10 protein-coding genes and 1 tRNA gene are annotated in these 12,583 nt (G+C 47.9%); 9 read left to right on the forward strand and 2 right to left on the reverse strand.

Going from position 1 to position 12,583, the window contains the following annotated elements; genetic code table 11:
• Nucleotides 1-76: 76 nt before the first annotated feature.
• Nucleotides 77-796, forward strand: a complete 720-nt coding sequence (locus tag H9Q79_RS02755) for a class I SAM-dependent methyltransferase (protein WP_249329146.1) — start codon at nt 77-79, stop codon at nt 794-796.
• Between the two features lie 420 nt (nt 797-1,216).
• On the opposite strand, the gene H9Q79_RS02760 is transcribed toward H9Q79_RS02755, so the two are convergent.
• Nucleotides 1,217-1,289 (reverse strand) — tRNA-Ala (locus tag H9Q79_RS02760).
• A gap of 129 nt (nt 1,290-1,418) precedes the next feature.
• Between H9Q79_RS02760 and H9Q79_RS02765 the strand changes: the two genes are divergently transcribed.
• The 8 genes from H9Q79_RS02765 (at nt 1,419) to H9Q79_RS02800 (ending at nt 11,148) form a co-directional block, all read left to right on the forward strand.
• Nucleotides 1,419-3,500 (forward strand): penicillin-binding transpeptidase domain-containing protein, encoded by a 2,082-nt coding sequence (locus H9Q79_RS02765; RefSeq protein WP_118642215.1) that lies wholly within the window; start codon nt 1,419-1,421, stop codon nt 3,498-3,500.
• Between the two features lie 41 nt (nt 3,501-3,541).
• Nucleotides 3,542-3,931 (forward strand): BlaI/MecI/CopY family transcriptional regulator, encoded by a 390-nt coding sequence (locus H9Q79_RS02770; protein ID WP_118642213.1) that lies wholly within the window; start codon nt 3,542-3,544, stop codon nt 3,929-3,931.
• A complete protein-coding gene (locus H9Q79_RS02775; protein WP_249329147.1) occupies nt 3,928-5,733 on the forward strand; it encodes a BlaR1 family beta-lactam sensor/signal transducer in 1,806 nt (601 codons plus the stop codon). The genes H9Q79_RS02770 and H9Q79_RS02775 overlap by 4 nt, the downstream gene beginning before the upstream one ends.
• Nucleotides 5,734-5,785: 52 nt before the next feature.
• Complete coding sequence (locus tag H9Q79_RS02780) at nt 5,786-6,520, forward strand: ABC transporter ATP-binding protein (protein WP_118642500.1); 735 nt, start codon at nt 5,786-5,788, stop codon at nt 6,518-6,520.
• Nucleotides 6,517-7,434, forward strand: a complete 918-nt coding sequence (locus H9Q79_RS02785) for a SufB/SufD family protein (protein WP_118642209.1) — start codon at nt 6,517-6,519, stop codon at nt 7,432-7,434. The genes H9Q79_RS02780 and H9Q79_RS02785 overlap by 4 nt, the downstream gene beginning before the upstream one ends.
• Nucleotides 7,435-7,458: 24 nt before the next feature.
• Entirely contained in the window at nt 7,459-8,838 is a 1,380-nt protein-coding gene (locus H9Q79_RS02790; protein WP_118642207.1) for an MATE family efflux transporter, read from the forward strand.
• 200 nt (nt 8,839-9,038) lie between these two features.
• A complete protein-coding gene (locus tag H9Q79_RS02795) occupies nt 9,039-9,575 on the forward strand; it encodes a CarD family transcriptional regulator (protein ID WP_249329148.1) in 537 nt (178 codons plus the stop codon).
• Nucleotides 9,576-9,828: 253 nt separating this feature from the next.
• Nucleotides 9,829-11,148 carry an IS4 family transposase gene (locus tag H9Q79_RS02800; protein WP_249329149.1) on the forward strand — a complete coding sequence of 440 codons (1,320 nt, stop codon included), beginning with the start codon at nt 9,829-9,831 and terminating at the stop codon, nt 11,146-11,148.
• Nucleotides 11,149-12,030: 882 nt separating this feature from the next.
• Here the strand turns inward: H9Q79_RS02800 and H9Q79_RS02805 are convergent.
• Entirely contained in the window at nt 12,031-12,426 is a 396-nt protein-coding gene (locus tag H9Q79_RS02805) for a pyridoxamine 5'-phosphate oxidase family protein (protein WP_118642203.1), read from the reverse strand.
• Nucleotides 12,427-12,583: the final 157 nt, after the last annotated feature.

Raw genomic sequence — 12,583 nt, forward strand, 5'->3', positions numbered from 1 at the left:
TATCCGCGGTGTATGCCCTTTGGGTAGACTCCAAAGTATCTATTAAGACAAAACAATAAATTTGAGGAGGGCAGCTATGAATGAAATTCTGGCACAGTGGAATCATGCAGCGGAGCGGTATGCGGCAGAACAGGAGTCGTCTGTGAATGCTGAACTGAGCAAAGCGGAGGTGAGAAAGAGGTTCACCGGTTTAGAAGGTAAGACAGTGCTGGATGCCGGATGCGGATACGGTGTTTTTACAGAGTATTTCAGGGAGATAGGGGCTGACGCGGTCGGATGTGACGGTTCGGCTGCAATGTTAAAAATTGCGGAAAAGAAATATCCGGAATGCTCCTTTCATCTGACGGATCTCCAGAAAAAGCTGCCTTATAGCGACGGACAGTTTGATCTGGTGTTCTGCAACCAGGTGCTCATGGATATTCCTGATATCCGTACCGTATTACAAGAGTTTTCCAGAATTCTTAAAGAGAACGGAATCCTTTATCTGGGGATCATACATCCTGCAGTTTATCCAGGTGATTGGATCAGTAATCAAAACAATATAAAGAGTGCCAAAATCATCAGAGATTATACGGACATTTATCAGATAGAACATGAATTTTGCGGAAAGACGACCCATTTTCACCGGCCTGTTTCTGTTTATTTCAATCTCGCTTCAGAAAAGGGTTTTCATCTCACTCATATGAGCGAGCCAGGTGCATATGACAGGAACGCTAATATATCAAAGCTTCCGCTGTTTTTGTTTGCAGATTTTGAAAAATATATTCCTGGAAATCCTAGAGGCAGTGAGGTATAAAACAGGGGTTTGTGCAGGATTTAAACTTTCTGATTGTTGGATAAATATAAAAATATAGATGCCCATTTTAAACTGTTAATTGTTGATTTTGGATACATTTATTCAATATATTAAAAAATGTGCAAAGTAATGATTTGCTATTGGGCTTTTGTAGACATACTCAATTGACAAATATATAATGTATATGAAATTTTCCAATATTTTTTGCATCATCAATACAAAAATAGATATGTCGTAAGCGTCAAATAAAATAGTGGATGATACAGCAAATTGATAATGTACCTGGCAATCGGTTTGTTTTTATAGTTGATATGCTTGAATCATTAAAGGCATATACGGGAGAAGAGATTAAACTGGACGAATGGGATATCATGTCTCTAAAACGTTAAAAAACCGCCTGTTTCAGGCGGTATCATATAATGGAGCATACGGGATTCGAACCCGTGGCCTCCACAATGCCATTGTGGCGCGCTCCCAGCTGCGCTAATGCCCCATGAGTCTCACTAGCGCTCATTATAACATAAAGATTTGATTTTGTGAATACCTTTTTTACTTGACTTTGTACAAAAATTAGAATAAAATGTTTCTAAATATTACAAGTGTAATATTTAGGAGGCGGATAATGAAACATAAAAAAAGAAAAATAGGAGTATTCACCATCTTTTTGGCTGTCGGGGTTGTGGTGGTTGCAGCCGCGCTGATGCTGCGTGGTGTATTCCGGAGCTTTCCTTCAGCGGACGAGGTTCTGGAAGGATATATGAGCTGTATATTGGAAAAGGACTATGACAGGATGTATCAGTATTTGGATGATACGAGCCGGAGGATCATCAGCCGGGAAGATTTCATCTCTAGGAACCAGAATATTTATGAGGGCATCGGGACAACCGGACTTCAGGTCACCATATCCGGTGCGGAATCAGAAGAGAATGAAGTGGCTTATTCCGTTTCCATGGAGACGGAAGCCGGCACAGTTACATTTAATAATCATGCCCGCTTTACGAAGGAAAAAGACGGTTATTACTTGCAGTGGGATGACAGCCTGATTTTTCCGGATCTTTTGTCCACAGACAGGGTGAGGGTTGAGGAATTAAAGGCTCAGAGAGGGACAATTTATGACAGAAACGGGCTGGTGCTAGCTGGGCAGGGGACTGTTTCTTCGGTGGGACTGATTCCCGGTAAAATGTCTGAGGAACCATCGGAGGATATCCGAAGGCTGGCAGGGCTGCTGGATACCACAGAAGAAGGGATTCAGGAGGCACTGCAGCAATCCTGGGTGAAGGAGGATACATTTGTCCCGGTGAGAAAGATTAAGAAAAGCGGCGTGGAAAATGCCCTGTTGGGGGAGGCAGGCGCGCCCGGGAGCCAGTTGGAGCAGGAATTACTGGCCATACCGGGAGTTATGATTACAGATACTGAAGACAGAGTATATCCATTGGGAGAAAAAGCGGGGTTGCTGGTGGGCTATGTGCAGGCGGTCACAGCTGAGGACCTGGAGGCAAATCCGGATAAGGGTTATACCAGCCAGAGCCGGATTGGGAAGGCAGGGCTTGAAAAGCTGTATGAAGACCGGCTTCACGGTACTGATGGCTGCCGGATCTATATAGAGGACCAGAACGGGGAGGAAAAGGAAAACCTCGCATACCGGGAGAAGCAGGACGGAGAAGACATCACGGTAACGATTGATTACCAGCTGCAGAATGACCTGTATGATGCTTTCGCCCAGGATAAGAGCTGTCATGTGGCCATGAACCCGAAGACTGGCGAGGTGCTCGCCCTGGTCAGCACTCCCTCCTATGACAGCAGCTCTTTTGTCCTGGGGATGTCGGAAAACCAGTGGAACGCCCTGAATGATAATCCGGATCAGCCGATGTATAACCGTTTTAAGGCGTCCTTTGCACCCGGTTCTTCTTTTAAACCGGTGATCGCGGCCATCGGGCTGTCCACGGGCAAGCTGGACCCGGATGCGGATCTGGGCAAGAGCGGGACCAGCTGGCAGAAGGATGACAGCTGGGGCAGCTATATGGTCACCACCATGCATGAATATCCTGAGCCGTCCAATCTGAAAAATGCGCTGATATATTCGGACAATATCTATTTTGCCAAAGCAGCTCTGCAGATCGGAGGGGATGTTCTGGCAGAACAGTTTGACAGGATTGGATTTCAGGAGGAGGTACCCTTTGTGTTTGGAACAACTCCCTCTCAATATGTGAATGAGGGGGGAAGTCTGTCAGATGACATACTGCTGGCGGACACAGGTTACGGTCAGGGGGAAGTGCTGGTGAATCCCATCCATATGGCGGCAGTGTATTCGGCTTTTGTGAACGGAGGCAGCATGATACGTCCGGTGCTGGAATATCCGGAGACGGGCGCGCCAGAATATTGGATCAGGGACGCGTTTACCGCAGAAGCGGCAGAGACGGTCCGCAGCAGTCTGATCCAGGTGATTGAGTCAGAGAATGGGACGGGGCATGGCGCCCGTGTGGAAGGAGTCGTTTTGGCGGCTAAGACAGGCACGGCTGAGATTAAGGACAGCAAAGAAGATACCGGGGGTACGGAGCTGGGATGGCTTGCAGTATTTACTGCGGACCCGGCACGGGAGAATGGCCTTCTGCTGGTCAGCATGGCAGAGGATGTGAAGGACCGGGGCGGAAGTAACTACTTAATCGGCCAGGAAAAGGAATTGCTGGCTGCATGGACGAAATAAAGCTCCGGAGATTGCCGGGCTGTGTACAGAGGAGGGGAACAATGAAGAAGCTGCCGCAGATTTCAGAGGCGGAATATGAAGTGATGAAGGCGGTCTGGCGGCAGTCGCCGGCCGGTACGAATGAGATAGTAGAACGGATTCTTCCGGTGACAGACTGGCAGCCCAACACCGTCCATACGCTGTTAAAGAGGCTTGTAAAAAAAGGTGTCTTGGATTACCGGAAGCGGGGCAGGATGTTTGAGTATTTTCCGTTGATTTCAGAAGAAGAATATCTGGGCCAGAAAAGTAAAAGCTTTCTGGAACAGTATTTTGGAGGGAGCATTATGCCGCTGTTCGCCAGCTATCTGGAAGAGGAAGATGTGTCTGGGGAGGAGCTGGAAGAACTGCGTGCGATCTTGGACCGCAGAAAGGGACAGGAGGCTGATCGATGAATCCGGGGATCGTATGGCAATGGATTGAAAATCATGTGATTCTGGCAGCGTTTCTGGGACTTCTGCTGCTGGTGCGCTATTTATTCTGCAGGAGGAATATGGCAGAGGAGCGCTGCCGTCTCTGGTATCTGTATCTGGCGGCGCTGCTGTTTCCTTTTCTTCCTGTTCAGAGGCTGTCCGGATGGTATCCCTGGCAGGAATTCCTGGGGGGACAGGCCGGAGGACCGGGTGGGGCAACGAGCATCGGAGGTGTGGAAGCAGCGGGGGGGGGGTTATCTGATGATTATGCAGTTTCTGTCCGGAGCGGGGGACTGCCGGACTGGGACAGGGTAGTTTTCGCGCTGTGGATTGCGGGGCTGGCTGTGTCTTTGGCTCTGGTGTGCAGGGAGCAACTCAGGTTACATAAGATTCTGGCTTCTGCCAGAGAGGTCAGAGACGGGAAGATGCGGGAAATGTTCAGCTGCTGCAGGAGGCAGACGGGCGCAGAAAGAAGAGTTCTTCTTGTGAGCAGCAGCCAGGTCAAATCTCCGTTCACAGCAGGCCTTCTCAGGCCGAAGGTGGTTTTACCGGAAGGCCTGGAGAGGAAAATTGGTCAGGAGGATCTTAAGTATGTGCTGCTCCATGAGCTGGAGCACTGCGCGCACAGAGATCTGCTGACCCTTTTTTGCATGGGTATTTTCCGGGTACTGTACTGGTATCAGCCATTGGTGAAATGGGGGTTGAAGCAGTTCCGCCGGGATATGGAGACAGCGTGTGACGCCAGGGTCTTAAAGCAGCTTCCGGAGGAAGCGGGGCTGGAATACGGCTATACGCTGCTGAAGCTGGCAGAGAGATTTAACGGGAATATTCTGCAGGCTGCGGCGGACTGGGGCGGGCCGGCTAAGCAGATACGGGAAAGAACGCTGCAGATTGCCGGATATCGAAGAAAATCCAGGGCAGATAAGAGAAAAGGCTGCCTGATGCTCCTGTTCCTGACAGCATGCCTGGCAGCAGCGCTGCCCTGGTTGGCGGACGGGGAAACAGCGGCGGCCGGGCCGGAGGTTCCAGGGGAAATCAGCGGGGTGATCCAGGAGGAAAAACAGTGGGAAGACGCTTTTGAAGGACAGGAAGGCTCATTCGTGCTCTATCATCCGCAGAGTGGACAATGCCAGGTGTACAACCAGGTCTTGGGCAGGACGCGGGTTTCGCCAGATTCTACCTATAAGATATACAGCGCGCTCCTGGCTCTGGAGGAAGGCCACATCTCCGGAGAGAATTCTCTCCGGAGATGGGACGGGACAGAGCAGCCGTTTGCCCGCTGGGAGAGGGATCAGGACTTGAACAGTGCCATGGCGGATTCAGTAAACTGGTACTTTCAGCGGCTGGACGGCCAGGCCGGAATGGTACGGCTGGAAGAGTTCTTGCAGGAGCTGGGATATGGAAACCAGGACCTATCCGGCGGCGTCCAGAGCAGCTGGCTGGAATCCTCACTGAAAATATCCCCGCTGGAGCAGGCGGCTCTGTTGGGAAAGGTGTTCAGCCGAGAAGCAGAGATTCAGCCGGAACACGTCCGGACTTTGAAAAATGCTCTCTGCCTCCAGAAAAATGGGGAGCTGGCTCTTTATGGAAAGACAGGGACAGGAAGGGTGGACGGAAAAGATATCAGGGGCTGGTTTGCGGGTATGCTGGAATCCGGAGGGGAGCAGATTGTATTCGTCTCTTACATCCAGGGCAGAGACGGCTGTACCGGCGGCCAGGCCGCCGAAATAGCAGAAAGAATCTTACAGGAAGAAGGATTTGCGGTTTCCCTTGACGATGTCTGAGGGGTGTGATTATAATGAGGTTGATACAGGAAGAAGAAAGAAGGGAACACATATGTTGGTACTTGATAAGATTGGATGGCAGCTTCCTGAGGGAGACGAAATCCTTAAAAATATTACCCTGGAAGTCCCGGACGGGAAGATGACAGTGGTAACAGGGCCGAACGGAGGGGGAAAGACCTCTCTGGCCAAGATCATAGCCGGGCTTGCTATGCCCACGGAGGGCAGGCTGTGCCTGGACGGGGAAGATATCACCTCCTGGGACATGACAGAACGGGCCAGGCATGGGATCAGCTACGCGTTTCAGCAGCCGGTCCGTTTTAAGGGGCTGACCGTCCGGGACCTGTTGGAAATCGCTGCGGAAGAGAAGCTGGGCATGGAGAGGATCTGCCGGTATCTGGGGGAAGTAGGACTGTGTGCGGAAGAATACGTGGACCGGGTTGTGGATGCCAGCCTGTCAGGAGGCGAGGGCAAGCGGATAGAGATTGCCACAGTGCTGGCACGGAAAAACGCCAGGATTCGGGTATTTGACGAACCGGAGGCAGGTATTGACCTGTGGAGCTTTACGAATCTGATTGAAGTGTTCCAGCGGCTGAAGCAGCAGAAGGGAGAGGCGCTGCTGGTGATCTCACATCAGGAGCGGATTCTGGAGATTGCAGACCGTATCGTGGTCATTGCCGGCGGGAAAGTCCGCACGGCGGGCGACAGGGAGATCATTCTCCCGAGGCTGCTGGCAGAAGAGAAGGCCAGCCGTTGTCCCCAGAAACAGGAAAGGAGCTGTGCGAAATGAACAGAATCACAGAAGCTTTGCTGAAGACAGTTTCTGACTGGAAGGGAAACTTTAAGGGAGCTTATAATATCCGGGAAGACGGCCAGTGCGCGGGACGCCGGTCATCGGAAAATATCAGGATCGAGTCTAAAGAGGACGGACCAGGACTGGTCATCCACATCAGCCCGGATACACGTGGGGAGACTGTATATATACCAGCCTGTGTGACGAAAGGTAATGTGGACGATCTGGTATACAATGATTTTTATGTGGGTGAGGGAGCGGACGTCACCATTGTGGCGGGCTGCGGTGTCCATACGGATAATGAGGGAGAGGCCAAACACAACGGCATCCACCGGTTTTTCCTGGGCAAAGGCTCCCATGTCCTTTATAAAGAGAAGCACATAGGAACGGGGACGGGAACCGGGCTTAAGAAAATCAATCCGGTGACGGACGCGAATCTTGCAGAGGAAGCTGTAATGGAGATGGATACCATACAGATCGGCGGGGTGGATGATACCAGAAGAACCACGAGGGCAGTCCTGGGAGCGGGCGCAAGGCTGATCATTCATGAGAGGATATTGACAGATGGCTGTGAACGGGCGGCGACAGATTTTGAAGTGTCCATGGACGGGGAGGATTCCGGGGTGGATCTGATTTCCCGTTCAGTGGCAAAGGGTGATTCCTGTCAGGAGTATCATTCCAGGATCCAGGGGAACTGCCGTTGTACCGGTCACTCGGAATGCGACGCAATTCTGATCGGGAACGGAAAGGTGAATGCGGCTCCGGAGCTGTATGCCGGAGATATTGACGCCTCTCTGATCCATGAAGCGGCAATCGGCAAGATTGCCGGAGAACAGATCATCAAGCTGCGGACGCTGGGCCTGACGGAAGAAGAAGCAGAACAGAAGATAGTCGAGGGATTTTTAAAATAAAATCCCAGGGGGATAAACAGAATTATGAATGAAAAGCGGAGCCGGAGATATGAGATTGATATGTGCAATGGTCCCATCCTCCGGAAGATGTTGTTATTTGCGGTTCCATTGATGTGTTCCAGTATACTGCAGCTGCTGTTCAATGCGGCCGACATTGTGGTGGTTGGAAAGTTTGCGGGAGATAATTCACTGGCTGCGGTCGGCTCCAATGCTTCGCTGATCAGCCTGCTGACTAATCTATTCATCGGCCTTTCCGTAGGCGCCAATGTGCTTGTGGCCCGCTTCTACGGGGCGAAACAGGAGAAAGAGCTGCACAGGGCCGTACATACCGCCATGCTGCTGAGTATATACAGCGGAATCATCCTGATGGCTGCGGGCCTGGCTTTTGCCAGACAGCTTTTGGAGCTGATGCAGTCGCCGCCGGAGGTGCTGGGACTGGCATCACTGTATCTGAGGATTTATTTTGTAGGAATGCCGGCTACTATGATTTACAATTTCGGCAGCGCCGTTCTGCGGGCGGTCGGGGATACGAAACGGCCGCTGTATTATCTGCTGGGAGCGGGAATTGTCAATGTAGTGTTGAATCTGTTCTTCGTAATTGTCCTGAAGATGGACGTGGCGGGGGTTGCGCTGGCTACGGTGATTTCCCAGTGTATTTCTGCGCTTTTGATTCTCCGGTGCCTCATGAAGGAGCAGACCGGGATACGGCTGGTGCTGCGTGAGCTGGCCATTGACCGGGATAAGCTGGTACAGATCGTGAAGGTAGGCCTGCCTGCAGGGCTGCAGGGCGTTATTTTTGCACTGTCTAATGTGTTGATCCAGTCCTCCATCAACGGGTTCGGGGCGACGGTCATTGCAGGCAATGCGGCGGCTGGAAATATTGAAAGCTTCGTGTACTTTGCCATGAATGCCCTTTATCAGGCGGAAATATCATTTACGAGCCAAAACATGGGCGCCGGAAATTTCAAGAGAATTAACAAAATCCTGCTGTCAGGGCAGTTGTGTGTAATTGTGGTGGGCGTTGTGATGGGAAATCTCTGCGTACTTTTCGGGAATCAGCTGCTGTCCATCTATTCATCCAGCAGTATGGTCATTGAGGCGGGAATGAGACGGCTCCGGGTCATCGCGGGGACTTATGCCCTGTGCGGGATGATGGACGTCATGGTAGGCGTGCTGCGCGGGATCGGATATTCTATCCTGCCGATGGCGGTATCGCTGATCGGCGCTTGTGGATTCCGTATCTTGTGGCTGGCCACTATATTTAAGATGGATGGGTACCATACGATAACCGTCATATATCTGTCTTATCCGATCTCCTGGATTCTCACCTTCGCGGCCCATGTGGTCTGTTATCTCTGTGTGAGAAGGAGGATTCCGGGCTTCAGGAAGGAAACATCAGTGTAAAAATGCACAATATGAGTGGGAGATTGATTGCATAAAGTTAACAAACTTTGTTCTGAATCAGAAAAACCGCTTACGGGAAGCCTGATAATTTGGTAAAATTATGTCAGGGCGGCATGGTGAAAGTACATGTGTACAGAGCCGCTGTCAGCGCAGGAATCTTTAATTGGCGATAGTGGAATTCAGACAAAGGAGTGTGGAAAATGTTTCAAAAGGGCGAATATGTCATTCACGGGAACAACGGTGCCTGTTTCATAGAGGATGTGTCCCATCTGGACATCCCCGGAAGCGACAGGAACCGCTTGTATTATGTGCTTCAGCCGCTGGGTACAAGGGAGAGCAAGATCTACTCTCCTGTGGACAACAATAAAGTATATATCCGGAAGATCCTGACCCGCAAGGAGGCGGAAGCCTTGCTGGAGGAGATTCCTGATATTGAACAGATCTGGATCCCCAATGAGAAGCTCCGGGAAGAAAAGTATAAAGAGGTCATGAAAGCATGTGACTGCCGGCAGTGGATCGGCATGATGAAGACTCTTTATTTCAAACGGAGACAGAGGATGGCCCAGGGCCGGAAATTTACCGCGGTGGATGAGAGATATCTGAGAGAGGCGGAAGAACGGCTGTACGGTGAGCTGTCTCTCTCCTTCGGGCTGGAGAGGAGGGAGATGGAACAGAAAATCATCGGCTGTTTTCAGAAGGCAGAGGAGCAGAGGTATCTGCGCCATGCTGGTGAATGATTAAAAAGACTGAAAAAACTCCTCTAAAAGAAAAACAGCTGAGGTCGTGAGACCAATGTCATTAAGCTAAGACATTAGAGGCATAGCAGAAAAAAACACAGAGTATGAGTTAAAACTGTACTCTGTGTTTTTTTGTAATATTTTAAAATTCAGTTGACAAACAGTGTGAATTGTGCGGCTTGCTTTCGCTAAAAAGAGCGAAAGCAAGCCCTTGTAATTAAGAACCATATTTCGTATTACAAGGAGGCACATCATGGCACAACCTTTAACGTTTTTTCAAACAACCTTCAGGGACATTCTTGATGAAATGGACGAATGTTCTTGGCTATTTTCTAATAATCCACAAAGCGATTTTTCAAGAAAATCGAAATTAGGATTTAAGAAAACACTTTCTATTATTCTTTCTCTTGCTAGTAAAAGCATCCCAAATGAATTATTAGACTATTTTCAATGTGCACAAGATATTCCCTCAGCTTCTGCATTTGTTCAGCCTAGAAATAAATTACTTTCAGAAACTTTGGAATTTTTATTTCATGAATTCAATTCTCGTTGTAATCCTTGCTCAACCTATAAAGGATTTCGACTTTTGGCTATAGATGGATCTGTACTTCAAATACCAATTAATCCAGAAGATAAGAATTCTTACTTTCCTAATGCAGAGCGTAAAAAATCCTATAATCAGCTTCATTTAAATGCTATGTATGATTTGCTTTCTCATACATATGTAGATGCTTTTGTGGAAGGTCAACAAGTGTCCAATGAGCAAAGAGCATTGAATCGAATGGTTGATCGGACTAACATCTTATCCGCTATTGTACTTGCTGATCGGGGATATGAATCTTATAATTGTCTCGCTCATATCCAAGAAAAAGGGTGGAAATTTCTATTTAGAGTAAAAGATGGAACCGGAGGCATAACAAGTGGATTAGATTTACCGAATACAGAGGAATTCGATTTGTGCTTTCATATGCATCTTACTAGAAAGCAAACCAATGAAATGAAAGAATTATTAAAAGATAAGAACTGTTACAAAAGGCTTACCAAAGATTTTGATTATTTGCCAGTTAAAAACAAAAAATCCATTCCTGTTAAGCCATATTTTTTACCTTTTAGAATTGTCAGATTCAAACTAACTGATAACACCATAGAAACAGTCCTTACGAATTTAGACATGGAAGAGTTCCCGCCTGCAGAATTAAAAAAACTGTATTCAAGGCGTTGGGGAATAGAGACTTCTTTCCGAAAACTCAAATACACGATCGGACTATTACATTTTCATGCAAAAAAGGTGGAGTACATTTATCAGGAAATTTTTGCTCGAATGATTATGTACAATTTTACAGAAATGATTATCTCACACGTGATTTTAGAAAATAAAAGTAGAAAATATGCTTACCAGGCCAATTTTTCTACTGCTACTCATATCTGTCGGCAATATTTCCGCGGAAATATGTCTCCACCTACTGTTGAAACTTTGATTGCGAGGTTAATTCTGCCCATCCGACCTGGCAGAAGTGTGCCACGCAATCTATCGCCAAGAAAAACAACCAGTTTCTATTATAGAGTAGCATAAAATACAATAATTGAATATGATTTTTTGACAGGCAAAGAGTCTGTCTTTTTGTCGTGTCAAAACATAAAAAGAGACCATTTCTTTTTTCTAGAAATGATCTCATTTTTATTCGCTCTCTCTTTGCAATGTCTTAGCTTAATGACATTGGTCGTGAGACTTCAGCTGTTTTTTAGTATAATTAATTATGAGACTTTTTGTAAATGGATCACATCGGCCTATTAAAATATATCGTGGTAAAAGGACACAAAACAGGCCGCGGCGAGCGCAGATACCCTTGCCCGTGGCTGCCGTTCAGTTGGCATTTTACGGAATGCGTACATAAATGGTGAGGCAGCGTACATAGATAAGTTCGGTTTGCCAATTTAATAATAGTACAATTAAAATAACTTAACAAAGATTATAGAGAGCTTGAAAATTCTATTAAATCCCTGCGTGAACTGCGTCATGATATTTCAACACACATCCATGTAGTGAAGAATCTTGATCGAACGCGGAAATGATGAGGAGCTTAAGCAGTATTTCAGTAGTATGGAAACCCGCTATCAATCTGAGGCATGAGTGGGTTATCTTCATTTTTAATTATCACTTCTATACTTGGAGTATTGATTATTCTGTACCTCATTTTGAACATGTGGATAAAAATCAGAAAACGCGAAATAGGGATACTGCTCTCAATGGAAATAGAAAAAGTATCTGCGGACGCAGTATATGAATTAAAAGAAGTACAGATGTCTGCCGGCTAACTCTGTACGGCAGCAAAGAGCGTTGAAGACGGTTGAAAAGGTTAGCGCCGGAGAATTTCTCCGGCGCTAATTATGTATGCAGTTTTTTTTGGGGGGGGGAATTCCCAATGATTTATCCTGCGCACCCGACACACGGGGGTCAAAATGTAATTGTTCTGGGTTCGGCGGTAAAAGATGAAAAGACAGCAGTGGCGTCCTTCAGATAGAAAACTTCACAGTTCCCGTCGTCAGGAGCGTACATGTCCTGCAGAGAAGGATAGTCTGCCAGCACGGCAGCGCGCGCTTCTCTCCTGTCGTCCCGGACGGCAGTCGCCGTAATACGGAGCCAGCCGCCCTGATGGGAGGAGGCGCAGATTTCAATCTGTGGATTGGCAATCAACTGTTCATAAACATTCTTTACGTGCCCGGTCTGAAAATAAAGCCTACCCTCGAACAGAGCGATTGTACCAAAGGGCCGCACTCTGGGTTGGGAGCCATCCATTGTGGCCAGGTAATAAGTGGGATTGTCTTTCAGAAATTTTAAAACTTCTTCCATAAATCAGTGCTCCTTTCTTCTATTTCAATATACTAATAGTATACTCCCATTCCCAGGAATTGGGAAGACACATAAATTATGCTGAGGAGTATGATTTCCATTCATCGTGGAACCAGGATTCTGGTTGCAGAGTGAATCATTATACAGCATACACTGT

Origin of the sequence: Wansuia hejianensis, assembly GCF_014337215.1 — a bacterium.
Classification (GTDB): Bacteria; Bacillota; Clostridia; order Lachnospirales; family Lachnospiraceae; genus Scatomonas; species Scatomonas hejianensis.

What these genes read in the sequence shown, in the direction of transcription:
- H9Q79_RS02755 (WP_249329146.1), top strand. Translation starts at nt 77, where the DNA reads ATGAATGAAATTCTGGCACAGTGGAATCATGCAGCGGAGCGGTATGCG.
- H9Q79_RS02765 (WP_118642215.1), top strand. Translation starts at nt 1,419, where the DNA reads ATGAAACATAAAAAAAGAAAAATAGGAGTATTCACCATCTTTTTGGCT.
- H9Q79_RS02770 (WP_118642213.1), top strand. Translation starts at nt 3,542, where the DNA reads ATGAAGAAGCTGCCGCAGATTTCAGAGGCGGAATATGAAGTGATGAAG.
- H9Q79_RS02775 (WP_249329147.1), top strand. Translation starts at nt 3,928, where the DNA reads ATGAATCCGGGGATCGTATGGCAATGGATTGAAAATCATGTGATTCTG.
- H9Q79_RS02780 (WP_118642500.1), top strand. Translation starts at nt 5,786, where the DNA reads ATGTTGGTACTTGATAAGATTGGATGGCAGCTTCCTGAGGGAGACGAA.
- H9Q79_RS02785 (WP_118642209.1), top strand. Translation starts at nt 6,517, where the DNA reads ATGAACAGAATCACAGAAGCTTTGCTGAAGACAGTTTCTGACTGGAAG.
- H9Q79_RS02790 (WP_118642207.1), top strand. Translation starts at nt 7,459, where the DNA reads ATGAATGAAAAGCGGAGCCGGAGATATGAGATTGATATGTGCAATGGT.
- H9Q79_RS02795 (WP_249329148.1), top strand. Translation starts at nt 9,039, where the DNA reads ATGTTTCAAAAGGGCGAATATGTCATTCACGGGAACAACGGTGCCTGT.
- H9Q79_RS02800 (WP_249329149.1), top strand. Translation starts at nt 9,829, where the DNA reads ATGGCACAACCTTTAACGTTTTTTCAAACAACCTTCAGGGACATTCTT.
- H9Q79_RS02805 (WP_118642203.1), bottom strand. Translation starts at nt 12,426, where the DNA reads ATGGAAGAAGTTTTAAAATTTCTGAAAGACAATCCCACTTATTACCTG.